24 protein-coding genes are annotated in these 26,038 nt (G+C 41.0%); 14 read left to right on the top strand and 10 right to left on the bottom strand.

Annotation, left to right across the window (positions count from 1 at the left end):
* Window positions 1-7: 7 nt before the first annotated feature.
* Together BMY70_RS25880 and BMY70_RS25875 are read right to left on the bottom strand one after the other, a co-directional pair.
* Window positions 8-1,261 (bottom strand): ABC transporter permease, encoded by a 1,254-nt coding sequence (locus BMY70_RS25880; protein ID WP_090340261.1) that lies wholly within the window; start codon window positions 1,259-1,261, stop codon window positions 8-10.
* Window positions 1,262-1,318: 57 nt separating this feature from the next.
* Complete coding sequence (locus BMY70_RS25875; RefSeq protein ID WP_090340254.1) at window positions 1,319-1,945, bottom strand: ABC transporter ATP-binding protein; 627 nt, start codon at window positions 1,943-1,945, stop codon at window positions 1,319-1,321.
* Between the two features lie 269 nt (window positions 1,946-2,214).
* Between BMY70_RS25875 and BMY70_RS25870 the strand changes: the two genes are divergently transcribed.
* Genes BMY70_RS25870 through BMY70_RS25850 form a run of 5 tightly spaced genes read left to right on the top strand, consistent with a single transcriptional unit; the run spans window position 2,215 to window position 6,255 of the window.
* A complete protein-coding gene (locus BMY70_RS25870; protein ID WP_090340821.1) occupies window positions 2,215-3,204 on the top strand; it encodes a DUF6089 family protein in 990 nt (329 codons plus the stop codon).
* A 25-nt stretch (window positions 3,205-3,229) separates the two neighbouring features.
* Window positions 3,230-3,919 carry a type IX secretion system protein PorG gene (porG, locus tag BMY70_RS25865; protein ID WP_229209781.1) on the top strand — a complete coding sequence of 230 codons (690 nt, stop codon included), beginning with the start codon at window positions 3,230-3,232 and terminating at the stop codon, window positions 3,917-3,919.
* Window positions 3,920-3,925: 6 nt separating this feature from the next.
* Window positions 3,926-4,468 (top strand): DUF2911 domain-containing protein, encoded by a 543-nt coding sequence (locus tag BMY70_RS25860; protein ID WP_090340247.1) that lies wholly within the window; start codon window positions 3,926-3,928, stop codon window positions 4,466-4,468.
* A gap of 21 nt (window positions 4,469-4,489) precedes the next feature.
* Window positions 4,490-5,380, top strand: coding sequence for a trypsin-like peptidase domain-containing protein (locus tag BMY70_RS25855; protein WP_090340242.1), 891 nt, complete (start codon window positions 4,490-4,492; stop codon window positions 5,378-5,380).
* 50 nt (window positions 5,381-5,430) lie between these two features.
* A complete protein-coding gene (locus BMY70_RS25850) occupies window positions 5,431-6,255 on the top strand; it encodes a phytanoyl-CoA dioxygenase family protein (RefSeq protein WP_090340239.1) in 825 nt (274 codons plus the stop codon).
* A gap of 18 nt (window positions 6,256-6,273) precedes the next feature.
* Here BMY70_RS25850 and BMY70_RS25845 read toward each other — a convergent pair whose 3' ends face one another.
* A complete protein-coding gene (locus BMY70_RS25845; protein ID WP_090340236.1) occupies window positions 6,274-6,969 on the bottom strand; it encodes a YjjG family noncanonical pyrimidine nucleotidase in 696 nt (231 codons plus the stop codon).
* 377 nt (window positions 6,970-7,346) lie between these two features.
* On the opposite strand from BMY70_RS25845, the gene BMY70_RS25840 reads away from it, so the two are divergent.
* The 4 genes from BMY70_RS25840 to BMY70_RS25825 all read left to right on the top strand — a co-directional run bounded on the left by BMY70_RS25840 (window position 7,347) and on the right by BMY70_RS25825 (window position 9,927).
* Window positions 7,347-7,946: an RNA polymerase sigma factor gene (locus BMY70_RS25840; protein WP_090340234.1), complete on the top strand. Its 600-nt coding sequence runs from the start codon at window positions 7,347-7,349 to the stop codon at window positions 7,944-7,946.
* Complete coding sequence (locus tag BMY70_RS25835) at window positions 7,921-8,172, top strand: hypothetical protein (protein ID WP_090340232.1); 252 nt, start codon at window positions 7,921-7,923, stop codon at window positions 8,170-8,172. The genes BMY70_RS25840 and BMY70_RS25835 overlap by 26 nt, the downstream gene beginning before the upstream one ends.
* Before the next feature lie 134 nt (window positions 8,173-8,306).
* The gene (nth, locus tag BMY70_RS25830; protein ID WP_090340229.1) at window positions 8,307-8,951 is read left to right on the top strand and encodes an endonuclease III; all 645 of its coding nucleotides are present in this window, start codon (window positions 8,307-8,309) and stop codon (window positions 8,949-8,951) included.
* A 100-nt stretch (window positions 8,952-9,051) separates the two neighbouring features.
* A complete protein-coding gene (locus BMY70_RS25825; RefSeq protein ID WP_090340227.1) occupies window positions 9,052-9,927 on the top strand; it encodes an FKBP-type peptidyl-prolyl cis-trans isomerase in 876 nt (291 codons plus the stop codon).
* Window positions 9,928-9,958: 31 nt separating this feature from the next.
* On the opposite strand, the gene BMY70_RS25820 is transcribed toward BMY70_RS25825, so the two are convergent.
* From BMY70_RS25820 to BMY70_RS25805, 4 genes are read right to left on the bottom strand one after another with little or no spacing between them, the layout of a single operon-like run.
* Complete coding sequence (locus tag BMY70_RS25820) at window positions 9,959-11,089, bottom strand: DegT/DnrJ/EryC1/StrS family aminotransferase (RefSeq protein WP_090340224.1); 1,131 nt, start codon at window positions 11,087-11,089, stop codon at window positions 9,959-9,961.
* Window positions 11,086-11,682, bottom strand: coding sequence for an acetyltransferase (locus tag BMY70_RS25815; protein WP_090340221.1), 597 nt, complete (start codon window positions 11,680-11,682; stop codon window positions 11,086-11,088). Before BMY70_RS25815 ends, BMY70_RS25820 begins: the two co-directional genes overlap by 4 nt.
* 42 nt (window positions 11,683-11,724) lie before the next feature.
* Window positions 11,725-12,324, bottom strand: a complete 600-nt coding sequence (locus BMY70_RS25810) for a sugar transferase (protein ID WP_090340218.1) — start codon at window positions 12,322-12,324, stop codon at window positions 11,725-11,727.
* Between the two features lie 58 nt (window positions 12,325-12,382).
* Entirely contained in the window at window positions 12,383-14,791 is a 2,409-nt protein-coding gene (locus BMY70_RS25805; RefSeq protein WP_090340215.1) for an alpha-ketoacid dehydrogenase subunit alpha/beta, read from the bottom strand.
* A gap of 208 nt (window positions 14,792-14,999) precedes the next feature.
* Between BMY70_RS25805 and BMY70_RS25800 the strand changes: the two genes are divergently transcribed.
* Window positions 15,000-15,395, top strand: coding sequence for a DUF1573 domain-containing protein (locus BMY70_RS25800; protein ID WP_090340212.1), 396 nt, complete (start codon window positions 15,000-15,002; stop codon window positions 15,393-15,395).
* 126 nt (window positions 15,396-15,521) lie between these two features.
* Here the strand turns inward: BMY70_RS25800 and BMY70_RS25795 are convergent, their stop codons facing one another.
* Window positions 15,522-18,416 (bottom strand): putative LPS assembly protein LptD, encoded by a 2,895-nt coding sequence (locus BMY70_RS25795; RefSeq protein ID WP_090340209.1) that lies wholly within the window; start codon window positions 18,414-18,416, stop codon window positions 15,522-15,524.
* Between the two features lie 75 nt (window positions 18,417-18,491).
* On the opposite strand from BMY70_RS25795, the gene BMY70_RS25790 reads away from it, so the two are divergent.
* The 3 genes from BMY70_RS25790 (at window position 18,492) to BMY70_RS25780 (ending at window position 22,128) form a co-directional block, all read left to right on the top strand.
* The gene (locus tag BMY70_RS25790) at window positions 18,492-19,292 is read left to right on the top strand and encodes an N-acetylmuramoyl-L-alanine amidase family protein (RefSeq protein ID WP_090340206.1); all 801 of its coding nucleotides are present in this window, start codon (window positions 18,492-18,494) and stop codon (window positions 19,290-19,292) included.
* A gap of 120 nt (window positions 19,293-19,412) precedes the next feature.
* The gene (locus BMY70_RS25785) at window positions 19,413-20,381 is read left to right on the top strand and encodes an MlaD family protein (protein WP_090340204.1); all 969 of its coding nucleotides are present in this window, start codon (window positions 19,413-19,415) and stop codon (window positions 20,379-20,381) included.
* A gap of 109 nt (window positions 20,382-20,490) precedes the next feature.
* On the top strand, window positions 20,491-22,128 hold the full coding sequence (locus BMY70_RS25780) for an acyl-CoA carboxylase subunit beta (protein ID WP_374754728.1): 1,638 nt from the start codon (window positions 20,491-20,493) through the stop codon (window positions 22,126-22,128).
* 99 nt (window positions 22,129-22,227) lie between these two features.
* On the opposite strand, the gene BMY70_RS25775 is transcribed toward BMY70_RS25780, so the two are convergent.
* Both BMY70_RS25775 and BMY70_RS25770 read right to left on the bottom strand, forming a co-directional pair.
* Window positions 22,228-22,518, bottom strand: coding sequence for a hypothetical protein (locus BMY70_RS25775; RefSeq protein WP_090340197.1), 291 nt, complete (start codon window positions 22,516-22,518; stop codon window positions 22,228-22,230).
* 69 nt (window positions 22,519-22,587) lie between these two features.
* The gene (locus BMY70_RS25770; RefSeq protein WP_090340194.1) at window positions 22,588-23,949 is read right to left on the bottom strand and encodes a M24 family metallopeptidase; all 1,362 of its coding nucleotides are present in this window, start codon (window positions 23,947-23,949) and stop codon (window positions 22,588-22,590) included.
* A gap of 115 nt (window positions 23,950-24,064) precedes the next feature.
* On the opposite strand from BMY70_RS25770, the gene BMY70_RS25765 reads away from it, so the two are divergent.
* Window positions 24,065-26,014 (top strand): SGNH/GDSL hydrolase family protein, encoded by a 1,950-nt coding sequence (locus BMY70_RS25765; protein ID WP_229209780.1) that lies wholly within the window; start codon window positions 24,065-24,067, stop codon window positions 26,012-26,014.
* Window positions 26,015-26,038 lie beyond the last annotated feature (24 nt).

Below are 26,038 nucleotides of genomic sequence, written 5' to 3'. Positions count from 1 at the left end.
ACTAATATCATTCCTCTGCCAGCGTTCGGGAGATATTCAGTCTGTAAATACCCAAAGATGGTAAGGCCGCCGCCAGCAGACCTAAAATCAATGCGCCGATTAAAAGATAAATTTCTTCGGGCAATAAGTTGAATTCCCGAATGGAATAATGAAAATCCTGTTCTGCGGCACGGCTGAAAAGTAGCAATCCAACACGGCCGAGTATCACACCAGAAAGGTATCCTGTAACGGCTAAAATCAAACCTTCAAGCAAAAGCATCAGAAATAATTTAGTGCGGGTCGCACCCATGGAAAGCATCAGCGCCATTTCATATTTTCTTTCTTTAAGAGAATTATAAAGTGAAATAAAGACACTGACTCCTGCAATAACAATAATGACAAGCGCCAGTGCACGCAATGTATCGATTCCAACACCCAAAAGTGAAAATAGCCTGTTGATCTCGATACTAGGCAAGGCCGCCTGCATAGATGTATTTTCATTAATCTGGCGCGGAATGGTAATCAGCCCCATAGGGTTTCTGAACTGAATTAAAGCACTCGTAACCTGTTTTTCTTCATTGTGGTGTATGTCTGCCATATTTTCTTCATGTGCAGGATCACTTTCTTTAACATCGTCCGCTGGTGCATTTGCTTCGTTTTCTTCGGCATGCTCATGGATTTCCCACACACTTTCGAGGCCAGTCAAAACAAGCTGATCAACAACGGAGCCAGTCGGCTCAAAAAAACCTACTACTTTATATTTTTTATCATTGTGGGCTTCACCATCCGAATCAAGTCCGTGAGAACTGGCGAAAGTGTCTCCTATTTTCAAGCCTGAGTTTTTGGCAACTTTACTTCCCAGTGTCACATCCATAGGCTGGCTGAATAATGCTCCCTGAGCAATTTTTGCCTGAAAATGTTCAACATATTTCGGTGTTGTTCCAACAATCCTGAACCCGTGATAATTGTCGCCCATAGAAAGCGGAATAACCGTTTTTACAAACGGATTTCGTTTTAAAGAATTAACTTCTGCCAAAGGAACATTTCCCGTTGGCGCATCGATCTGGTAAATGCTGGAAAGAATGAGTTGGAGCGGGCTACCCTTGGCACCGACAACCATATCGATCCCTCGAATATTTCGGCGGAACTGTTCGTCAAGTTGTTTATTTAAAAGCAGTAATAAAGAGATCATCCCGATCCCAAGCGTAAGTAACATCGTGCTCAGAAAACTGTTTAATTTTTTCTCTTTAAGGTTTGCTAAACTGATTTTGAGAAGATTCATTGAAATTAAAATGTATATGTGAAGCTAACCTCGCTGAGGCTAAACCTTAAAATAATCTTACAAAAATACCTGGTTTGGAAATTCATCTTTCAGGCGCTGATCGTGGGTTACAACAACCAGACTGGCACCAATAGAGAACGCCTGGTTTTTCAACAGCTCAACAACTTTCTGGCAGTTGTTGTCATCAAGATTGGAAGTAGGTTCGTCAGCTAGAATAACGTTTGGGTTATTCATCAGTGCCCGCGCGATACTTACGCGCTGTTGCTCCCCTTGGCTTAATTGCGTAGTTTTTTTATGCAAGTGATCAGCAAAACCCAGCTGTTCAGCCAAATAAGCGGCTTTCTCCTTATCCTGTTTGTTCCCGGCAAGATAACTTGACAATAATATATTATCCAAAACTGAAAGTGCGCCAACGAAATGGGCCCGCTGATAAATAATCCCCAAGCTTTTTGCTCTTATGTTGGTGCGTTCAGTGTGTGACAAGCCAGACAATTCTCTGTTATCAATATGAATATTTCCAGAATCTGGTTTAAGTAATAATGCCAGTAAATGAAGAAAAGTAGTTTTGCCCCGGCCAGACTGGCCAAGAATCAAAAGCGCTTCTTTGTCTGCACAACTTATATCAGGAAATGCGAATTGTTTCTGCGGAGAATAGGAAAATTGAAGGTTTCTGCTGGTAATCATTATGGAAAGATCTGATTTTCTATTATACAATAATACTAAATTTTGCGCGCTTATCAGGGCTGCGGTAAGAATATAAAGTTTCCACAAGTTACTTTTAGGTCAGCTTCCAGTATAATTATGTAATGAAGGGAAAATATGATGATTTAAATTATTAAGCTGTACAAATAAAACAATAAGAAATACGTTGAAAAGGAGATATATCCTGAAGAAAACCAACAACTGTTCTATTTTTGCAAAAAATTGATCCAAAAATGATTAAAGATTTTCAAATGAGACCGATAAGCAAAAAGCTCGTATTTTTATTAATACTGGGGTTATTGGTAATAAATTACGAGACTGAGGCGCAGGTAAGACGTGGCACATTTATTCCTTATTCTTCTGCTGGATTCGGGATCGGGACTTCCAGTTATTATGGCGATATGGCTTCTTACACTACTCCGCTAAGGTCGACTTTTGGCATGATGCGATGGAGTATCACGGGTAATTATACAAGGCATTTCACGCCAAGACTGGCAGCGAGAGCTTCTTTTACCTATGCAAGAATTGTTGGTGATGATTATGAAATGAATAAGAAAGACCCAACCAACATCCGTTTCCCAAGGAATTTAAGTTTTAGAAACGATTTGAAAGAATTCGCAGTCGTAGGGATTTATAAACTAACACCAGATAACAGAAGTTACGACCGTCGTCCACAATTTGGAGCTTATTTGTTTGGAGGGATTGCAGCGGTTGCGCACAATCCTAAGGCAAAAGACGAGGTAACTGGTGATTGGGTTAAATTACAATCTCTGGGAACCGAAGGCCAAGGTCAACCGGGCTATGCTAAGCCGTACTCGTTAATTCAGATGGCTATCCCAATCGGAATTGGAGTTCGTTATAAAATCAATGACCGTTTTGACATAGGGGCAGAATTGGGCTTCAGATTCACTTTTACTGATTATCTTGATGATGTTTCGGGTGTTTACGCAGATCCCTCAGTATTTCAACCTGGCTCCACAGGTGAAAAATTTTCTAACAGGTCACGAGAACAATTTTCTACAAGGAAAGGAAAGGATAGAACTGCTGGCCTAATAGAATATGTAAAAGCTGCATATAATATTGATACAACAGATCCATATTCCGTATTGGAAGGCCAAAACTACGGAAGGGCAGGTAATGAGCGCGGTTTCAATGTAAAGGGAAATGACAACTACATGACCGGTACCATAAGTGTTCATTACATCATTCCGTCTCAGGTAAAATGCCCGCCGCTAAAATAAATTGAATTTTGTTGAGGAGAATATTTTGAAAAAGATACAAGCGAATTTTTTTTACGGGTTATATATTTCAATTATCATTTGTGTAAGCGGGCAAACAAATAAGCTCTTTGCTCAAAAAATTGAAGTTGGTGCAGGTTTGGGAGCTTTTAACTACAAAGGCGACATTTCTCCTTCGTTTAAATTTCGGTTTTTTAAGCCAGGTGGAAGTCTGTTTTTTAGGTATAATCCTAGTCAGGCACTTTCGCTTCGCGCAGAAGTTGCAGCAGGACTGATTGGAGCGGAGGATCGGTTTAGTAAGGATCCTGTTCAAGTTCAGCGTAACTTATCTTTTCGTACCAGAATTACCGAAGCCAGCGCAGTCGCTGAATATAATTTTCTTGACTATCAGGAAAAAAGATTTGCAATTAACTGGACGCCTTATGTGTTCGGAGGTCTTGGCATTTCGAAGTTTAAGCCGGATGTCGTCACCGATAATTATAAAACCAGCAGCCTGGTGCTTCCATACGGCGTCGGAATAAAGTACCAGATCAAAAGGCCCTGGAATATTGGTCTGGAATACGGAACACGTAAAACTTTTAGTGACTACTATGACAATTTGGGCGGAGATCCTAAATCTACTGTTCAACTGGAACAAGGCGACCCATCCAAAAAAGATACTTATTACTACATTCGCCTGTCAATAAGTTATACATTTTACCGAATCGTTTGCCCTTAAACTCCTATGAAGAAAACTCTCCTGATCTTTTTAATAATTATTGCAGCCGGTCTGGCAGGTTTTTTTATTCTCAGAAAGTATACCAAATCGTTTAGTCCCGCTTCAATTGCAGCCTATCACGACAAGGGAATTGATGTCGAAATAACTTACAGTCAACCTGCCAAAAAAGGAAGATATATTTTTGGGCGTGAGCAAGACAAGGCATTGGTTCCTTACGGAAAAGTTTGGCGTACGGGGGCAAATGAAGCAACGATTATAAAATTTGATAAAGATGTAAAGTTCGCAGGTCAGGAGGTTAAGGCCGGCACTTATTCTCTATGGACTATACCAGGGCAATCGGTATGGAAGGTGATTTTAAACAACGAAAGCGGCCAATGGGGAACGGAGTATAATGACGGTCAGGACTTCCTGAAATCTGATGTTAAAATCCGGGTGAACCGAAAGGTTGAGGAGCTTTTCAAAATATACTTTCAAGAACAACCCAATGGCGTAAATTTGATTTTGAGCTGGGACCAAACCGAAGCGATTATACCAATCCAACTTCCGTAATCTTAGTTTAAATTTCCTTTTATGTTTGTTGAAGCAATTGAAGCGGTAGATCAATTTACCCGCCCTATTCATTTTATTGCCCGTTATTATGGCGGCAGCGATATTATTCCCGGAACCGGAACACTGTTTTTCGTAAATGAAAATGGTTATGCAATTACGTGCAGGCATGTCGCTCAGCAGATTTTGCATGCTAATCTTATTTATGAAAATTACCTGAAATTTAAAGGAGAATTAAGGCGCTTTGAGCGCGATCCTGGTTACGAAACCCAGCGTCAATTTCTTGAAGGAAAATATAAAATTAACGGTGATGCGCCGATCCGTATCCTGTTTAATTTTATCAATTGCGTAGATGCCTACAAAAGCCTGACGATCCATCTTCATCCGACTCAGGATCTCGCAATTATTCAGTTCAGGGACTATGACGTAAAGTTATATCAGGGGTATGCACATTTTTTAAGAGATACGCGGGCAGTTAAACAAGGCAGATATTTGTGCCGTTTGGGATATCCTTTTCCGGAATTTACTAACTATCATCTTAACAAAAATACTAATGACATTGAGTGGACAAAGGAAGGGCGAATTAATACGCCAAGCTTTCCGATCGATGGAATTATCACAAGGCATATCGGCGGCGAAAATAATGGAGTGACCGGAATTGAAATGAGTACACCTGGTTTGCGTGGACAAAGCGGAGGCCCTCTTTTTGACAGTAATGGTATCATTTATGGCTTGCAAAGTGCGACAAGGCATCTTCATTTGGGCTTCGATCAGGTGAACCGGGAAGTGATAACCGATGGTCACCGCAAAAGAGTTTCCAACTACCCTTTCCTGAACGTCGGACAATGCGTTCACGTCGATGTTATTAAAAGTTTTCTCCGTGAAAAGAAAATTGATTTCTATGAGATCGATTGACCGGTAGTTTTTCTTATATGAATACTTTTTAAAAAAAACATCAATCGGTTATGGCTGTTTTAAATAAGGAGTACTTCAAAGAAGAACTGACAGAAACATATGAATTGCCGGCAGAAGCGATCGCATTTTATAACGAGTTTGGATATGTAAAACTCAAAAACGTTTTGAGCGCTAAAGTACTCGAATACTATGGAGAGCTGATTACCGACCTTGTTTTTAAATTAAACCAGCTTACCAAACCTATGGAAGAACGGACGACTTACGAGCGCGCGTTTTTGCAGATCATGAACTTGTGGCTGGAAAATGAAGAAGTTAAAGAATTTGTTTTTTCAAAACGCCTGGCGAAAATAGCCACAGATCTGATGCAGGTTCAAGGTGTCAGACTTTATCATGATCAGGCATTATATAAAGAATCCTCCGGAGGCATTACGCCCTGGCATGCCGATCAGTTTTATTGGCCTTTGTCATCTCCAAAAACGGTAACGGTCTGGATTCCTTTACAAACAACCTTAATGGAAATGGGCCCGTTGGCATTTGCAGAGAAAAGCCATAACGTGGAGATTGGCCGTGACCTTGAGATCAGCGACGAAAGCGAGGCATTTATGAATGAACAATTGAAACAGTTTGCGGTAAATGAAACTCCCTTTGACCTGGGAGAGGTTAGCTTTCACGCTGGCTGGTTATTTCATCGCGCGGGAGCGAATGTGTCAGGAAAGGCACGAAAGGTGATGACCATGATTTATATGGATAAAGATCAGCGCGTCGTTGAGCCTGGAAATACTTACCAACAGGCAGACTGGGAGGTTTGGCTTTCGTCTAAACCAATTGGAAGCCTTGCAGACGGCCCCAAAAATCCTTTACTTTTTACCTACTAATATCCGAATTGAAAGCGGTTAAAAAATCGCTTTCAATTCTTCTAATCTACGGATATCATAGGTTGGGGATTCTTCAAATTTAAGTCCGGCCGGATTGACATAAACTGTATCCAAGCCAAATTGTTTGGCACCAAGTACATCTGCAATCCAGTTATCGCCGATCATGATACTTTCTTCGGGTAAAGCGCCAGAGACATCCAAGGCATATGCAAAAATCTTGGGATCGGGTTTCTTGGCATTGGCATTTTCAAAAGTGATCAAGTTCTGAAAAAAGTGACTGATTCCAGAACTGGAAATTTTCTTCGCCTGAATATCGTTGAAGCCATTTGTGACAATGTGGAGATTATAACCCTTTTCAGAAACGTAATCAAGCAATTCCAAAGCACCTTCCAGTAAATGTTTTTTACCTGGTAGAGTTTGCAGATATATCTCACCAATTTCTTCATGGTTTTCAGGGCATAAAACGCCTAACTCTTCAAAAACCATTTTGAAACGGTTTTCACGTATATAGGTGTGGTGAAGTAAACCGCGATCGAATTTTTCCCAAAGCTCCGTATTTATCCTTAAAAAAGACTGCACGAAAAGTTCGAGAGAGTTAACGCCGTGACTTGTCAGATTGGAGTTATGGAAAATATCTTTTAAAGATTCGGAACTGTTCCGCTCAAAATCCCAAAGTGTGTGGTCAAGGTCAAAAAAAAGATGTTTGTATTTCATAAATAATGATGCGCCTGTACTTCCTGTAAAAGTCGGAAAAAATATCCTGAAAATTTTTATTTCATTTTTATACTAAATGATCCAAAAGGCTGTACTGCATCGTATATTATTTGATAAGTTCAATTATTTGCATCAATAAGTATAGGCTTTAATAGCCATATCCGAAAATCCTGATTTCTGTTAATTACTTGTTAACAGTTGTTAATTGGAAATAAATTAGAAAAAAAAGGAGTGCAAACATTTGCAAATCAATTACCAAATCTATTTCTTTGATTAATATAATTCAAAATACTGTTAAAACACATTATTTCACACTTACCAAGAAAGGAGAAACAATATAGACGAACTGCTCTACGTTAACTAAATCGAATAGTAAAATGGAGAAAGTCCAAGTTAGCGACAGTGAGTTGGTAACATTGTATATTCGTGGTAATGAGAAAGCTTTTGAAAAGCTTGTTCAGCGCCATAAGTCAAGAATTTACACGACTATTTATCTGATTGTCAAGGACCAATATGTAGCCGAGGATTTGTTGCAGGATACATTTATTAAAGCAGTTGACACTATAAAGTCAGGTAGATATAACGACGAAGGTAAATTTTTGCCTTGGATTATACGGATCGCACACAACCTAGCCATTGATTATTTCAGACGCGATAAACGCTACCCCAATGTAGTGTTCGAAGATGGAAGCAGTGTATTCAATACACTGGATTTCTCGGAAGATTCCGTTGAGTCAATCCAGATTCGGCAAGAGACGCACGAGCAGCTGAGGGAAATGATCCAACGGCTACCGGATGTACAGAAGCAGGTTCTGATCATGCGCCACTATGAGGACATGAGTTTTCAGGAAATTGCTGATGCGACAGGTGTGAGTATTAATACGGCATTGGGTCGTATGCGTTACGCGTTGATAAATTTGCGCAAGCAATTCAGCCAACGTACCCCGCAGTATGACAAAAACTTTTACTTACGATGATGTAGTTAGGTATTTATATGCCGAAACAACTCAAAATGAAAATGATTCTATCGCCGAGGCTCTGACACTCGATGACGATTTAATGAACTTTTATCTGGATTCCCTTGAAATTAAGGAACAGATGAACAAAATCGTACGAACTCCGTCCGATCGTTCAGTCCAGAAAATACTTCATTTTTCACGACAATATTCTCAGAAACAATCTGCAACTGCGCTCTCCTGTTAGGAACGTAATGTAGATTGTTTCTCTGTTTTTGGTCGTCCCTTTCAGGATATTTTCTGAAACAGGTATTTTGTGTCTTCGAATTCTTGAGGACGCAAAATACTTTATTGTCCAATCCCTAAGCTTTCACAAATTTTATGAATCGAAAAGAACGTTTCAGGTTATTTTTAGAATATTTTACAACCAATTTTCCTGAACCTGAAACAGAGCTGCACTACACTAATCCCTACGAATTATTAGTGGCGGTAATCCTGTCTGCACAATGCACAGATAAAAGGATCAATATGGTTACGCCTGCATTGTTCGAGCGTTTTCCTGATCCGGAATCACTGGCTGCATCCTATGCCGAGGAAGTTTTCACTTATATCCGCTCTATTTCTTATCCAAATAATAAAAGTAAACACCTTGTCGGTATGGCGAGAATGCTGACCGAAAAATTTAATTCTGAAATTCCTGCTTCAATTTCTGAGCTTCAGGAACTTCCCGGAGTTGGCCGGAAGACTGCAAATGTGATAGCTTCTGTAATTTTTAATCAACCTACGATGGCAGTAGATACGCATGTTTACCGTGTGTCGCGCAGGCTGGGATTGGTTCCATCTACGGCAACAACGCCATTGGCGGTTGAAAAAGGGTTAATGCGCCATATTCCAACAGAACTGGTACCGAAGGCTCACCACTGGCTAATTTTGCATGGGCGATATATTTGTCTTGCACGCACGCCAAAGTGTAACGTATGTCCGTTAACTTCTTTTTGTCTGTATTTCGAGAAAATGAAAATTTAAGTTTTTTTAAGAAGTCTTCCAACCTTTTCGTCTTTCCTTAGGTCTTTACATATAGATTGGAAAATATTGATGAATAACCGTTAAAAACTGAGGTAACAAAATGAAGAGTACATTTCTAAAATTAGGCCTTTTGGCAGCTGTGGTTGTGGGTATGGTGGCCTGTAATAATTCAGTAGGTAATGACGACGAGGCAAAAATCGTCGAAAACCAGCAGCAGATTGAAAAGTATTTGGCCGATAGTGCTTTGGTTGCGACAAGAGATTCTTCCGGATTATATTATGTGGTGAAAAAGGCTAATCCGACGGGAAATAAAGCGCGGGCGGGCGACGAAGTTAATTTAAAATTTGACGGTTATTTGCTGAATGGTACGAAGGTATTAAGCTCTACCAATGATAAAAATATACCATTTACGTATCCATTTGGCTCAGGCCTAAACTTTCTGTTACCGGGGATGGAAATTGCCGTTAACAGAATGCGGGTAGGAGAAGTAAACACGATCTTTATGCCTTTTTATCTGGCATACGGAAGTTATAATCAAGGAAATATTCCTGCTTATTCTGTCATCAAAATGAATATTCAGATATTGGCTTCACGTTCTGAAAAACAACAAATCGATGATTTTCTTGTTAAGAAACAATTCGTAGTTTCAGAAAGAACCAGTGATGATTTGGTAATAGTAAGAACAAATACCGTCTCTGGCGACACGCTCGGAGCCGGAAAGTCGGTAAATGTTAAGTACACACTTAAATTTTTGGACGATACAAAGGTTCAGGAAAGTACTTATCCAATTACTACCGGTATAGGTATGGCTATCGCAGGTTTTGACCGCGCCGTTCGTAAAATGAGAAAAGGCGAGAAAATTATTGCGATTTTTCCCTCTAGTCTTGGATATGGTAAAAAAGGACAGCCAAATTCAGTAGGCGGATTTCTTATTCAGCCATATACTCCTTTACAATATGAGCTGGAAGTTCTGTAACTAACAAAATGCCCTTCAAGACAATTAGTTTTTAAGGGCATTTTAGTTTAATCAGAAGAGTTATTCTTGACAAATCCTCGTCGCTCAGGTCTGACCCTGAAGGCAAACAAAGTCCCAACTCAAAAAGCCTTTCAGAAATATTCCCTCCAAAATAAGATACTCCTTTGAATACACGCTGTAAGTGAAGAGGCTTCCATAAGGGCCTTGATTCAATATTTTCTTTTAACAAAGCCAAACGAATACTTTCGCGGGTCAATCCATTTGATACTAGTGGATCAATCAGGATACAGCTCAGCCATCGATTTGAGCAACTGTGCTTTGCTTCATTTTGGAAAGATATTCCGGGTAAGTTTTTAAGTTCCCGCTGGTAAAATTGAAAATTCGAACGGCGTTGTTTCACTCTTTCCTCAATCACTTCGAGCTGTGCCCTGCCTATTCCGGCAGAAACATTGCTCAGCCGATAATTATATCCAATTTCTGAGTGTTGGTAATGAGGAGCTTCATCCTTTGCCTGGGTGGAAAGAAATTTCGCCTTTGAAATAAAGGATTCATTATCCGATAAAATTGCTCCGCCTCCGGAAGTGGTAATGATCTTGTTTCCATTGAAGGAAAGAATGCTCATTGTTCCAAATGAGCCCACTTTTCTGCCTTTGTACATTGAACCTAGTGCTTCCGCTGCATCCTCAACAAACGGGATTTCGTATTTATGGGAGATCGATAAAATCTCATCCAGCCGGACCGGCATACCATAGATGTGTACGCCGATAATGGCTTTTGGCTTTTTGCCGCGATGGATATAATGTTTGACCGCGCTTTCCAATACATCCGCACACATATTCCAGCTTGACATTTCACTGTCAACAAACACCGGCGTTGCTCCCAAATAAACGATCGGGTTTGCACTGGCAGTGAAGGTAAAAGTCGGGCAAATGACAATATCTCCTGGCCCGACATCCAGAATTTTCAAAGCAAGATGTAAGGCAGCTGTGCCGGACGACAGTGCTGCCGCATGCCCAACGCAAACGTATTCGCTTAAAGATTGCTCAAAGGCCTCAATATGCGGCCCTGCGGGAGCGAGATAGTTACTGTCCAGTGCTTCCTGGATGTATTTCAACTCATTCCCGCTTTGATGCGGCGGTGATACCCAGATTTTCTTCATCATTTATATGAAATAATTCTGGCCGGATTGCCGCGGACAATCATTCCGTCCGCGATATTTTTGGTAACTACACTTCCGGCAGATATAAGGCAATTTTTGCCAATTGATAAACCTGGAATTACAATACTTCCAATCCCAATCAATGTATTTTCGCCAATGGTAACATTTCCGCCAATAACAACACCCGGAGCGATATGAACAAAATCTCCGATATGACAATCATGATCGACGGAAGAAGATGTGTTAATAATAACGTGTTTACCAATTACGGAATCTGCCTGTACGACTGAATTTTGCATCATGCAGCTGCCTGCTCCCATTTGGGCAGTATTGTCTAAAACAGCAGAAGTATGAATTATTTTCCCAAATTCATGCAGGATTTGTGCAGACAATTGCCTTCGGATAAGATTATCACCTATGGCAATTATAAGCTTTTCATCCCGGAAAAGATTCGGGTCGTATACGTTTGTTACAGGTATTTCGAGAAGATAATCTTTCAAAATATCATCATCAAAAATTGTTTCTATTTTGTGGCCACCGGCTTTTAAAATTGAAATGATAACCTTTGCATGCCCACCTGCGCCGTATACAAGCATAATTTAGTTGTTGAAAAAGATGAGAAGATTATGGTTGTCAGCTTAACCGGTGAATTTTCCAGACACCTGTTTTTCGTTTGAAATAATCTGCCTGGGTGAAAAAATTGTTCGAAGCGTTAAAGACAAAATAATCAGGTCGGTTCGTAGCGATATGTTTTTAACATACCATAAATCATAGGCAAATTTATCTTCCCAGCTGATGGAGTTTTTTCCGTTAACCTGTGCCCATCCTGTGATTCCGGGTTTTACGTTATGCCTTTCTGATTGCTCCTTGGTATAGATTGATAAATACTCTTGAAGCAAAGGTCGAGGCCCGACAAGACTCATGTCTCCAATCAGGACATTCCAAAGTTGCGGCAGTTCGTCCAGAGAAGTTTGACGAAGAAATTTTCCTAGTGAGGTTAACCGTTGTGAATCAGAAAGCAGAATACCATTTTTGTCATACAAATCCATCATAGTTTTGAATTTGAGGATAGTGAAGATTTTGCCATTTAACCCAGGCCTAGGTTGATGGAAAAATGGATTTCTATTAGTAAGAAAGTAAATCAGCAGGATCAGAAAAAGAAAAAGCGGAGACAGGATGATTAGTCCTGCCGCCGCTATGATCACATCTATGAACCTTTTACCAAATTTTTTATACATGTCAGAATTTATTAAGACGAATTAATAAATTTCAGACAAGCAATTTTCAATGAATCAATTAATACAAAGTCGGAAAATGGGTTGGATCCGTTTCGTGCATCATACCATAAGCCACTTCAACAATATCATCCATATTTGGTTTTGTGAAATAATCACCATCAGAACCGTATGGAGGACGGTGTGGTTTTGCTGAAATTGTAACCGGAGCAGAGTCAAGCCAGCGGTAAGCATTTTGCTTTTCCAGAACTTGCTGCATCATAAAGGCCGAAGCACTTCCGGGAACGTCTTCATCTGCAAAAATCACACGGCTTGTTTTCTTAATTGATTCAAGAATCCGGTTGTTGATATCGAAAGGTAATAATGTCTGCACATCAATCACTTCAATTTCAATTCCCAGATTATGTAATTGCGTTGCTGCCTCCATAACTATACGGCACATGGAGCCATAAGTAACAACGGTGATATCTTTTCCTTCTTTTAACACCTCAGGTTCTCCCAGCGGAACACAGATTTCGCTGATATTATCCGGCAGCAATTCTTTCTGACGGTAGGCATTAAGCGGTTCAACAACCAAAGCCGGATCGTCTCCTTTGATCAATGTATTATAAAGTCCGGCTGCCTGGGTAAAGTTTCTTGGAACAATAACATGCATACCGCGAACGCTGCTGAGCATCGTACCCATCGGCGAACCGGAATGCCAGATTCCTTCCAGACGATGGCCGCGTGTACGGATAATCAGTGGTGCTTTTTGTCCACCGGCAGTACGGTAACGAAGACTGGCAAGGTCATCTGTAAGCGTTGCCAAAGCATAATAGATATAGTCGAAATACTGAATTTCAACGATTGGGCGCAAACCGCGCATCGCCATACCAATTCCCTGACCAATAATTGTTGTTTCACGAATTCCGGTATCAGTGATCCGTAATTCACCGAATTTTTCCTGCAATCCTGCAAGTCCCTGATTTACATCCCCAATCATTCCCACATCTTCTCCGATCGCAACAACACGCGGATCTCGGGCAAACAAGGCGTTGAAATAGGAACGGATCACTTCACGACCGTCAACGGTCAGACTTTCGTCTGAAAAAACAGGATTGACCGGCGGAACATTCAGGGGGGATAAATCAGATTCGCTGTAAAGCTGCGAATTATATCGTTGCGCGTTTTCTTTGAGCGCGTTTTGAAGCCATTCTTGTAAAATTACTCTGGAAGGCGTGTTTTCATTACGGATTGTACGAAGTGCTTTTCTGACACTTACCACATTATCGCGCCGGACCGGATAATACGTTTTACTTAATTCTGAAGCGATTCCAGACAATTCCTCTGAAAATATACTTTCCTTCGCTGTTGTTTTGAGGAGCTCAATTGTTTGCTGATGTTCAGCGTCGAGATCTTTCCGGTATGCTTTCCAGGCACGATTGCGTGACTCTCTGGCTGTTTCTTTTGCATCCGTTTCGATGCGCTCAAGTTCTTCGTCTGTGGCATATCCATTATTCAGAATCCATTTACGAAAATGTATGTTGCAGTCACGCTCATTTTCCCATTGGAGTCGTTGCTTGGATTTATATCGTTCATGCGAGCCCGAGGAAGAATGTCCTTGTGGCTGTGTCAGTTCAGTTACGTGGATTAGGACCGGAACTTGTTCAGTTCTGCACAAATCCGCCGCTTTCTGATAAGTCTCAATCAGTGCGGGATAATCCCAGCCGTTAACAGCAATTATTTCGACGCCTGTTTCTTCTTCATTTCGCTGTAAACCTGCCAGTGCTTTGGAAATACTTGATTTTGTAGTCTGGTATTCAACAGGCACGGAGATACCATATCCATCATCCCAAACGGACATCAATAATGGAATCTGCAAAACTCCGGCTGCGTTCATCGCCTCCCAGAACATACCCTGAGAAGTGGACGCATCGCCAATGGTTGCAAAAACGATCTCATTTCCCTTATCAGAAAAAGTCGTAAGATTTTGAATGTCTTTATTGGCGCGGTAAAGTTTCGAAGCGTAAGCCAAACCAACAGAGCGAGGAATTTGTCCTGCCGTTGGCGATATATCACATACTGAATTGTAAAGTTTTGTCTGATCAAGCCAATGGCCTTTGTCATCCAGCCAACGGGTTGCGAAGTGTCCGTTCATCGAGCGTCCGCCTGTATGAGGTTCATGCTCCAGATCTGCATGGGCATACATTTGTGCAAAGAATTGCTGCCAGGTTAAATTTCCCAGATAAGCTTCAACGGTCTGGTCCCTGTAATATCCTGAACGAAAATCTCCTAATTTAAAAGCCCTTGCCATGGCAATCTGCGCCACTTCCTTGCCATCTCCGAAGATCCCGAACTTGGACCGGCCTCCCATTGTATCCTTTCTTCCCAATAAGCTTACCTGCCGACTTTCACAAGCCAGGCGGTAGTCGTCTGTTATATTTTCTTTATTCAAAACACTGGAACCGGTCAAACTATCATTTAGAAGCATAAGCAAACGTTACGGGTTGAAACCGTAGTTAAGTTACATTTTTTTATAATGCACGCCAAAATTATGCAGGAAAATAATAATCATAACAATGAATCATAATAAGTTTAAAAGCATTGTTAACATAAGTTAATGTTTACTAAATTTCGTTTTTATAATTTAATCTTGTTATTTAAATCAATTTCACACAATTAACAATACCACTACAACTATGAAAGTATTCTTTTCAGCGCTGGTTTTACTTGTTGGTTTAACCACAGTTAGTTTTGCTCAGAAAGGTGTTTTGAAATTCAAAGAAGAAACACACAAATTCGGTAAGGTACCTCAGGGTGTTCCTGTAACGAACGAATTCGTATTTACAAATACAGGTACTGATCCTGTTGTGATCTCTAACGTAACGGTATCTTGTGGATGTACAACTCCGGTTTGGTCAAAAGCTCCTGTATTGCCGGGAAAAACAGGTATCATCAAAGCAACTTTTAACGCTGCTGCTGCTGGTTCTTTCAATAAGCCTGTAACTGTTTTCAGTAACACGGAAGGCGGATCTATTACTTTGTACTTGAATGGAGAAGTGGTTGCAAAAGATGCAAAAGCTTCAACGAAGTAACATTTCTTTAAAAAATTATGATGAAGCCGGCCCGCAAGGTCGGCTTTTCATTTTTATCGAAGGAAAAATAACTGGATTCGCGCCTGTAGGCGAATTTCATCCAAACGCTAAAAATAACAGCTCAAATTAGTAAGCAGCGCGATCCTGGAATGAACGTCTTCTGGTAAGTTTCAAATCCTGAAGGATACTTGATTTTACTTTTAGCAGGAAGTTATAGTTACTCACACGTGATGCACTTCCGGCGAAAGGCGTCCAGCTGAAACTCATATCCCAGCAGTGCAGATCACGGTAAAGGGTCAAAGTTGTGATAGAAGGTTTGAATGCTGTAAAGTCAAAGCCTGTCGTAACGCTGATTTTGAAATTAGTTGACAAACTCAGATCTCCCGTCGCATTGATCGTCTGAATTAATTGTGCGTTTGATAAACCTGGTTTGGTCAGGCCAAAGTTATAGTTAAGCGAGACGTTCCAAGGGATGCTGAAATCAACGTATAGATCGGCATTTCGCTGAATAAATTCCTTTTGATCCTCTGTCGCGGTCGTGTTCGGTCCGGGAGTAACTCGCTGCTTATCCTTTCCTTTGGGTGAAAAACTCGTCCCCAATGTAAAACCAAGATTTTGCAGGTTAGCCAATCCCTGACCTTTTGTTATGGCAAACTGGTTTACTTTAATACCCGTCTGGTTTGCAGACCTTACCGTCGGATCCAGCACGTACGCATAAGGGTCCAGATTGGCGTTGAAGTTCAGGTTAAGGTTTTTACCAATTCTGGCGTTTGCATTAACCGTAATATTGGAAAGTTTCAGCGAGTCAGCAAGTAAATTATAACTACCACCGAAACTAAGGTTATCCAGCAGCGAAACCTTTTCGAACTGAGCCGCCGCCGTGTCACTTTTAGATTTCAGCTTCATCTCAAAGGAGTTATTCAAACTGAAAGAAATTACACTGGAAGCGCGTCCGTTGCTTACTCCTGTTCCTACGCCTCTGTAGCGCGATAATCTTTGAGTTTCACCCAGTTCGTTGATTTGAACGGTTTGATAAAAACCATAAGTATCTCCCGTAAAGTCGGGCGTATAACTATATGAAAGTGTAGGGATAACAGTATGGCGGATCGCTTCAAGACGTTTCCCACGTACGAAGAAAGTACCATAGAAACGCGTATTCATACCCGCACCAAAGGAATAGGCGTATTCATTCCCTACTTTATTTATGGTGTCAATACGGACTGTGTTACCTCCACGATACGAATATTGATATTGTTTGGTATAAATCTGACCTGTCAGAGACAAACTTGGGGTTAGGTTTATGAAGTTAAGGATTTTAAAGTTTGGAAGAGAAATAGGTAAACTATACCGTCCTGTAAACTGCGCATCTTTCGCAAATTGCGACAAATTGTCGAGGTTAAACGGAAGTACAGTTGGCAAAGCCTTTCCGGCTGTATCTACCGTTGCCCGGAGCTTGTTATCTACTCTGAAACCTAATCTGGAATAAGTTGTATCGATGGATGTCAGGGAGTTTGTCAACGTGTAGTTTCCACTAAAATCAAGACCGAGACGGAAACTGTCATACCATCTGGCCCTACCGCCATTCAACGCGAAAGGTGCGATCTGGTTTACGCCAAAACTGAAATCCGAAGATATGTTTGTTGTCCCACCTTCCCGACGTTGTGTTGTTGGGTTTATTTGTCCAAAATTTTGATTCACACGTAAACTCGCTGCGGCGCGCATATATTGGCCCATCGTCCTGTTGTACTGAACTGAGGAACTAGCCACGTTTGAAATATATCGGGAAGTATTCTGCTCCTGAAGCTGATTATAACTATTGCTGCTGACATTTACGTTTGCCGAGAAAGTCGAGTTGCCGCGTGGCTTTGGAGCATGGGACCATACCAAACTAAAATCTTCCGTTCCGCCTAAACCAACCAGATTCTGTATTTCATCACTTGATCTGTTTTTGTTAAAACGGAATGAAAAATTACCTGTATACTGGTAACGTTTGGAATATGATGACGCTAATCCGAGTCCCCAGCTTCCTGTGGAATAAATTTGACCCGTCACAGCCGCGTTTACGTATTCACTGATTGCAAAATAATAACCTCCGTCACGCAGATAAAATCCTCGGCCATTTGGTTCTTGTCCATAAGTCGGGAAGATGATACCGGAAGTTCCTGCTTCTTTCTTTTTTGGAAAAGGAAAGAAACCAAAAGGTATAACAACCGGGAGTGGGACATCTGCAATAACCAGGTTAAATGGTCCGGAAACTACCGATTTCTTGTCCACCATTTTAATTTTTGGTGCGTTGATATAAAAGTGCGGATGTGTTAAATTACAGGTCGTGTATATCGATTTCTGAATGTAAAAATTTCCTTCTGTATCTTTTTTGACACGGTCGCCCCGCACGTTTCCATCTCCCTGCTGCGTTACAATTCCCCGGATAATCGCCTTTTTAGATTTGAAATTATAACGAATTTCTTTGGTATTATACATCTCCGGCCCATCCTGGAAGATAGGCTCGCCGATCATCTTTTTACTCGTCGAATCATAATCTCCATGTGCCATCACCTCATTGCTTACCCAGTTCAGGCGGATATAATTTGCTTTTAGGTTAATCGTGCCATAATTTACCTCAGCGTTTCCATACAGATGCACTTGTTTAAGCACAACATCCATAATAGTAGAATCTTCTGCGGTATATTTGACAACATTTTGAAGATCGTCCGGATTAGAGGTAGTGTCGGCAGCAGCCGAATCAGCCAGGGCAATACCGTTTTTTAGTCCCAGAGAATCCAGGGCCGTTGAATCACTGATTATTGTGTCAGCAACAGCAACTACGTTGCCAGCTTCTTTTAATACCAAAGCAGGTTTATCTGCCGCCGAAGGCGCAGAAGTTCTAGTCTTGGCTTTCGACTTAAGAGGATCTTTACCGGATCGTTTTGTGCGTTGCTGAACACATGCCATTGTGCCAAAGATGAAAAACGCAACAAGTCCTAACGATATAATAATCGCCTTTTTTTTCAGTTCTAACAAATAGAGTATTTTTGCATAACGAATGTCAAAATTAGCAGAGAAACTCCTAAAGAATAACGCCGTAACTAAAAAATAATGTTAAAAGTTCTTAAAATCTTAATTGCAGCGAGTTGTTTGAGCCTTAGTCTCGCTTTTGCCTTCCGGGAAATACCTGTCCCTGTCAAAAAAGTAGACAGCAAAGTTAATGTAGTTGTTATAGATGCCGGCCACGGCGGCCATGACATAGGAACACGCGGCCGCAAGGCCCGGGAAGCCAATGTAGCTTTAAAGATTGCCTTGGCTCTCGGAAGAAAAATCAAGCAGGATACGCCGGAAGTAAAGGTGCTTTATACCCGCGATACCGACGAATTTATTGAATTAGCAGAGCGTTCAGCTTTTGCAAACCGAAATAATGCAGACCTTTTTATCTCCATCCATTGTAACTCAACGCCTAATTCTAAAAGCGTTAGAGGAACTGAGACGTACGTGATGGGGTTACACAAGACGAATGGTAACCTTGAAGTTGCGAAGCGGGAGAACTCGGTAATTTTAAAAGAGACGAACTATAAACAAAAATATAAGGGTTTTGATCCGGATTCTCCGTTGGCACATATCATGCTGGCTAATTATCAGAGTGCGTTTATTTCAAGCAGTTTGCGCTTTGCAGATAGTGTGGAAAGAAAATTCCAGTCCGTTTCTGATCGTGCCAGCCGTGGAGTTAAACAGGCGGGATTTCTGGTTTTATGGAGAACAACGATGCCAAGTGTACTGATTGAAACAGGTTTTTTATCTACACCGGAAGAGGAAGAATATTTAAATTCAGAAGATGGACAAGACGAGGTGGCTCAGTCGATTCTGGAAGCGTTTAAAGTGTATAAAAAACAAATGGACAATTAGGATCATTTGTTAAACACATTTTGGTATCGGTTTTATACCCTTTTCGAAAATTAATTTTTGTAAACATTTATATTATTTTGAGCTTAGGGCGTAAGCTGCGAGCTGTTTAATACTCCTTTCATGAAGCTATCTAAAGAAGCAAAAGTCGGGTTAATGGCTGTTTTTGCAATGGTGTTGTTATATTTTGGTTTTCACATCCTCAAAGGCTCCGACGTATTTTCCAGAACATACAAATACTATGTGATTTATGATAATATTGATGGGCTTACAGCATCTAACCCTGTCTTATTGAATGGTTTAAATGTAGGCCGGGTTCAGGAAATCAAATTATTGCAAGACCAAAAAAATCATTTACTGGTAACGCTTGACGTTCAAAAAGGAATTATTCTACCAAAAGGTACAACTGCGCTACTTGCTGACGGCGGATTATTAGGTGGTAAAGTAATTCATTTATCAATGGGCAGTTCTTCTGTGAATTTGGAAGACAATGACACGCTTATTGGAAAACGTGAGGCTGGGATTTCTGCGGTTCTACAGGAAAAAGCTCTTCCACTTGTGACCCATGCCGATTCACTGGTATTAAATCTTGCCGCAGTCGCCGAAGGATTCAAAGAAACGGGAAAAATTCTTAATCAGATGATCAGGAATTATGATCAGACTGGAAATACTGTTCAGGGGCTTGTGACTGAAAACCGCAAGAATCTTCTGGTGATGACTTCTAATCTGAATAAATTATCGGAATCGTTGGTTGAAACCGAAAAAGGGTTAAAGCCTCTTCTTGATAAAACAGGATCACTTGCTGATTCACTTAACGCGCTGCGTTTGGGAGAAACTGTGCAAAATGCGAACAGGACGATATCGGATTTACGTGGACTGTTAGCCAGCGTTGAATCGGGAAAAGGAACTGCCGGCAAGCTTATCAAAGATGAAACCCTTTACAATAATCTTAACAGCACGATGGTTAGTTTGAACAAACTAATGACAAATTTCCGAGAGCACCCAAAACGTTACGTTCACCTTTCTGTTTTTGGAAAAAAAGATAAAGGACCATCTGAGTCGAGGATGGATACCACCACAAGGATAAAGTAAGGAATAAGGTTCAAATAAATAGAGAGTCGTTTGCCTTCGTGCGAACGACTTTTTTGTTATTGATAGTAAAGCTTCTGATAAATTTCTACCTTGAAATTGAAATAAAATATTGTTTCAGTTACATCATCAGACTATGACTAACCAGCAAGACACACAACAGCTCATTGAAAATCTTAATGAAAGATATAAAAAGGTAAAACTGGGCGGCGGTTTAAAAAAGATTGAAGCGCATCATAAAAAAGGAAAACTAACAGCCCGAGAGCGTATTGATTATCTGATTGATACGGATTCTTATTTTTTGGAAATTGGTGCCTTCGCCGGGGATGGCATGTATGCAGAGGAAGGTGGTTGTCCATCGGCCGGCGTTGTTGCAGGGATTGGTTACATTTCCGGAAACCAATGCGTGATTGTCGCGAATGACGCTACCGTAAAAGCAGGAGCCTGGTTTCCGATTACTGCCAAGAAAAATTTACGGGCACAGGAAATCTCGATGGAGAACCTGCTTCCGATCATTTATTTAGTGGATAGCGCAGGTGTGTATTTACCTATGCAGGCGGAAGTTTTTGCAGATAAAGAGCATTTTGGCCGAATCTTTCGGAATAATGCGAAAATGTCTGCGATGGGCATTGTGCAAATTTCAGCGATAATGGGCAGCTGCGTGGCAGGAGGAGCTTATCTGCCCATTATGTCAGATGAGGCTATGATTGTGGAGGGTACGGGATCTGTATTTCTGGCCGGGCCTTATCTTGTAAAATCCTCTGTTGGGGAAGAAGTCGATGCAGAAACTTTAGGCGGAGCCACGATGCATTGTGAGATATCCGGTGTTACAGACAACAAATATCCTGACGATAAATCCTGCCTGGATGCCATAAAGCGGCATATCGATAAGCTAGGACAATCATCTTCGGCAGGTTTTAACAGGAAAACAGCAATATCTCCGAATCGTTCGCCGCAGGAAATTTATGATCTTCTACCCGTCGATCGGTTGAAACCGTATGATATGAAAAACATTCTGGAGTGTATCGTGGATGCTTCGGAACTTGATGAATATAAGCCCGACTATGGGAAAACAATCATTTGTGCCTATGCACGTGTGGAAGGCTGGGCCGTAGGAATTGTGGCAAATCAGCGTAAAATGGTAAAGTCGGGTAAGGGGGAAATGCAGATGGGCGGTGTGATCTACGGCGAATCTGCTGATAAGGCAGCCCGTTTTATTATGAATTGCAACCAGAAAAAAATACCGCTGTTGTTCTTTCACGACGTTACAGGTTTTATGGTAGGGAGCCGCGCCGAGCAAGGTGGAATTATCAAGGATGGGGCAAAAATGGTCAATGCAGTAGCGAACTCAGTTGTTCCAAAATTTACTTTCATCATAGGGAATTCTTACGGAGCAGGAAATTACGCAATGTGTGGAAAAGCGTATGACCCAAGATTAATTTATGCCTGGCCAACCGCGCAAATGGCTGTAATGAGTGGAGCAACGGCTGCAAAAACATTGGTCCAAATTCAAACGGCAACCTTGAAAGCACAAGGGAAAGAAATTACTCAAGAGGCTGAACAGGAGTTATTGAAAGAAATTACGGACCGGTATAATGAGGAATTGTCGCCTTATTATGCAGCAGCAAGGCTCTGGGTTGATGGAATAATTGATCCGGTAGAAACCCGGAAAATAATTTCCATCGGTATTGAAGCTGCCAATCATGTGCCTATCAAAGAGACTTTTAATGTCGGTATTATTCAGGTATAAGTTGAAAAACAAACTTTTTGGTACAAAAAAGAGGAGTCAAGTTTTGAAACTTGACTCCTCTGAATGATGCAATTAAGCACATTTTTGTTACCTTACTTCTTAGGATTGCTCTCTAATTTCAAGCAACATGTCGTCGGTAATGTTATTTTTTTCTTTGAACTCCGAAACTTGTTCTGTAAAAGAAAGATGCAGAGCCTCGATGTTTTCAAGATTTTTATATGCGCCATCATAAATCTGGTTCAATGATGTGTCCAAACCGGCGACATTTACGTTCATATTTTCCGTTTCAACCTGGCCGATTTTCTTAATTACGGCCGTTTCACTATTTTTCAAATCTTCGATTTCACGAAGAATTTTTTCCATTGCTTTAAACTTTTCAATCTTATCCATAAGTCTCAAGTTGTTGTTTGATAGTAGGATCGTTAAAAATACCGTACCAATCCCCAACTCTTGTGAATCTTATTTCCCAAGGTTTGTTGAGGGTCTGGGAATAACAAAAATTTCTTTCTGCCTTCCGTTGATGAAGCGAAAGCCTGTTTTATCGAAATATCCGTCTTCTTCGAGCATAATACGGATCGTCTTGTTCCACTCGTCAATTTTTGTCGCAGCATTTAATTCGATCGAATAGGCGGTATTTTCAAACAAAGGATAATCTCCCGAACCCTTTACTCCTTTTTGCTGATCCCAAAGCCCAATTGTAGGGCCGGCCGCATGTCCGTGTGAACCAATAGGATGTGTGTAGATAGAACCATTGATTCCTTCTTTTTCAGCCTGGGCAAGTGCATCCAGAAGAATTTGATTTCCGGTTTTGCCTGATTTGAACTGAGATACCAGAATATCCTGAAGACGGTTTCCATTCGCAAATGCCTTTTTCAGGTATTGAGGAACTTCTGTTTCTCCGGGCTTTAAGATATAAGCATGTTGCTGCTGATCCGTGTTAAGTCGAAGATAGGTGATACCAAAATCACAATGAAGTAAATCTCCCGGCAAAATCACCTGATTGCCCGGACGCTTTGAAAATGTTCTTAAATGATCAAATTTCTGGTCATCTGCACGCTGAATATCAATAGTCGGGTGAAACCAGGTTTCCAATCCTAAATCAGTTACACGTTGTCTGAGAAACCAAACTACGTCATCAATGGTTGTAATTCCCGGCTGGATTACTTTTTCAGAAAAAGCTTCTTCAATAATTTCATGGGAAATCCGGCATATCATTGGGTAAATGATCATTTCCTTTTCCGTTCTGGTTTCCAGCCAGCCAACCGCCAGTTTTTCAGCAGAAACTATTTTTGACTGAAATTCTTTTGGAAGTTTTTGAAGAAATTCTTCATGTTCGTTATAGGTCAGACCATCAGCATGGCCGTAATTTTTGGAAAAATTTAAACCGATTTTCTTCGGATTTTTTTCTTTGATCACTTTTACCAGCGCGTCCCATTGATCCGGATTCGAACTTATATCCCATTCCCCTTTCAATAATGTTCCGACATCATATCTTGCAATCGCCAGTTTGTCAAGCGGTTTCCCCGCTCCGGGATCAAAAAACACCATTATAGTCCTTCTCCGCGCTGACAGCCATGTACTCGGAAGCATGGTTTTCATGACAGGATCTTCGTTATATTCTCTTGAAATAATCACCCACATATCAATTCCTTCACGACGCATTAACGTTGGAAGCAGATTTTCAATCCGGTCTTCCAGGATATCGTCAACAGCCAGAGCACGTTCTCTTTCAGTGAGTACAATGGGCAAGGATTGGGAAAAAGTGATAGTTGAAACAAGGAGGAAAAGAAAAATCGGGAGAATAGGAAAAATTCTTGACATTGGTGGAAAACAAGTTAGGTTAATAACAAATCAATATAATGATTGTTGTCTGGAAAAAATAAATAAGGTTTATGCTTATATGTTAGAGATAAGCCATTCCTGTCTTTGTACCATTATGAAACAGATAACTTATTTGTCCTGCACGATTTTTCTCTTTTTTGCTACCAGTTTTTGCCAGATGCTGCTGGCGCAAAGCCATGAGCAAGCTTCGGTTTGGAAAGGGTTTAATAAGGTTGAATTTTCTTTTCAAAATACAAAAGCCTGGTACGTAATGCCAAAACAGGCGCTTCCGGGGAATCCTTGGGTCTGGCGTGCCCATTTTCCAACCTGGCACACAGATATGGACAGCATTTTACTTTCGCGCGGCTTTCATGTGGCTTACGTCAATACCAACGACCTTTTTGCGCACCCGAAGGCGATGCAGGTTTGGGATGCTTTTTATGATTATCTGGTTAAGGAAAAACAATTTGCACCAAAAGTGGCTTTGGAAGGCGTAAGTCGAGGTGGTTTATATGTTTATGGCTGGGCTAAAAGAAACCCTGATAAAGTAAGCTGTATTTATGCCGAAGCACCGGTTTGCGATCCGAAAAGCTGGCCGGGAGGAAAAGGCAAGGGACAAGGTTCGCCAAAGGATTGGGCAAGCTGGCTGGAACTGAATAAGCTTACCGAAGAAACTGCGAAAACATTTGATGATATTCCACTTAACGATCTGGCAGGTCTGGCATCTTTCAAAGTACCCATTTTACATGTGATCGGACTGAACGACAAGATCGTCCCGCCATCAGAAAACTCCGATATTTTAATTGCCAATTATATAAAACTGGGCGGTCCCGCTACGGTTGTTCCTATGACACGTGGAGAACAGGCTTTGGAAGGACATCATTTTACAATTGAACATCCTGAAATGCTGGCAAATTTTATTTTTGACAATAGCGTCCCGGTTTTAAAACCACTTTCACACGCTCCTTATATCGAAGTAAACCGTGGATTGGCTAACGCCTACGAAAAATTCAGAACGACGAAAAAAGGAACGGTAGCATTTTTGGGAGGATCTATTACCCATAATCCGGGGTGGCGAAATAAAACTTCCAAGTATTTGCAAGAACATTTTCCTGAAACAGAATTTACGTTTATCGCGGCTGGAATCCCTTCTTTGGGAAGCACACCCCATGCTTTTCGTTTCCAGCGCGATGTTCTGGAAAAAGGAACGCCTGATCTGCTTTTTGTCGAAGCAGCGGTAAATGACCGTGGAAATGGTTTCAGTGAAAAAGCTCAGATAAAGGGTTTGGAAGGAATATTAAGACAGATGTATGCCAAAAATCCCAAAGCGAATGTGGTACTCATGGCTTTTGCTGAACCGGCTAAAAATGCTGATTATGATGCAGGAAAAGAACCGATTGAAGTGAATGTACATCAGAGAATTGCAAAATACTATGGTGCATCTTACATCAATCTGGCCCGGGAAGTTTATGACCGAATTAATGCCGGAGAATTTTCATGGAAATATGATTTCAAGGACCTGCATCCATCACCGTATGGGCAGGAAATTTATTTTCAAACCATAAAAGAATTACTGAAATTAAATCCTGACAGCACAACTGCCGGTATTGTGAAATTGCCGGTTCCTATTGACAAATTTTCCTACGAAAAAGCAAAATATCATCCCGTGGCGGAAGCCAAAAAATTAGAGGGTTTTAAGATTGATCCGGATTGGAAACCTGCTGATAATGTTTCCACAAGGCCCGGTTTTGTAAATGTTCCGATGCTGGTTGGAGAAACTGCAAAGGCATCTTTCGAATTTGATTTTAAAGGACGGGCTGTTGGAATCGCCATTATTTCCGGTCCTGACACAGGAAAAATTTCCTATTCAATTGATGGGAAAAAAGCCCAAACAATGGATTTATTCACGCAGTGGAGTACCCAGTTACACTTGCCCTGGTATTTGATGTTGGCGGATGAGCTTTCTTCGGGTAAGCATACTTTGATGGTGAATATTGCTCAGGAGAAAAATGAGAAGAGTGTTGGGAATGCTTGCAGGGTGGTTTATTTTTTGGTGAATGAGTGATTTTGAGTCTACAGTCAGCTCATT

This window comes from Dyadobacter koreensis, assembly GCF_900108855.1.
In the GTDB taxonomy this organism is placed as follows: Bacteria; Bacteroidota; Bacteroidia; order Cytophagales; family Spirosomataceae; genus Dyadobacter; species Dyadobacter koreensis.
Note: the sequence above shows the minus strand (reverse complement) of the source record. Positions and strands in the feature narration are given on the sequence as shown.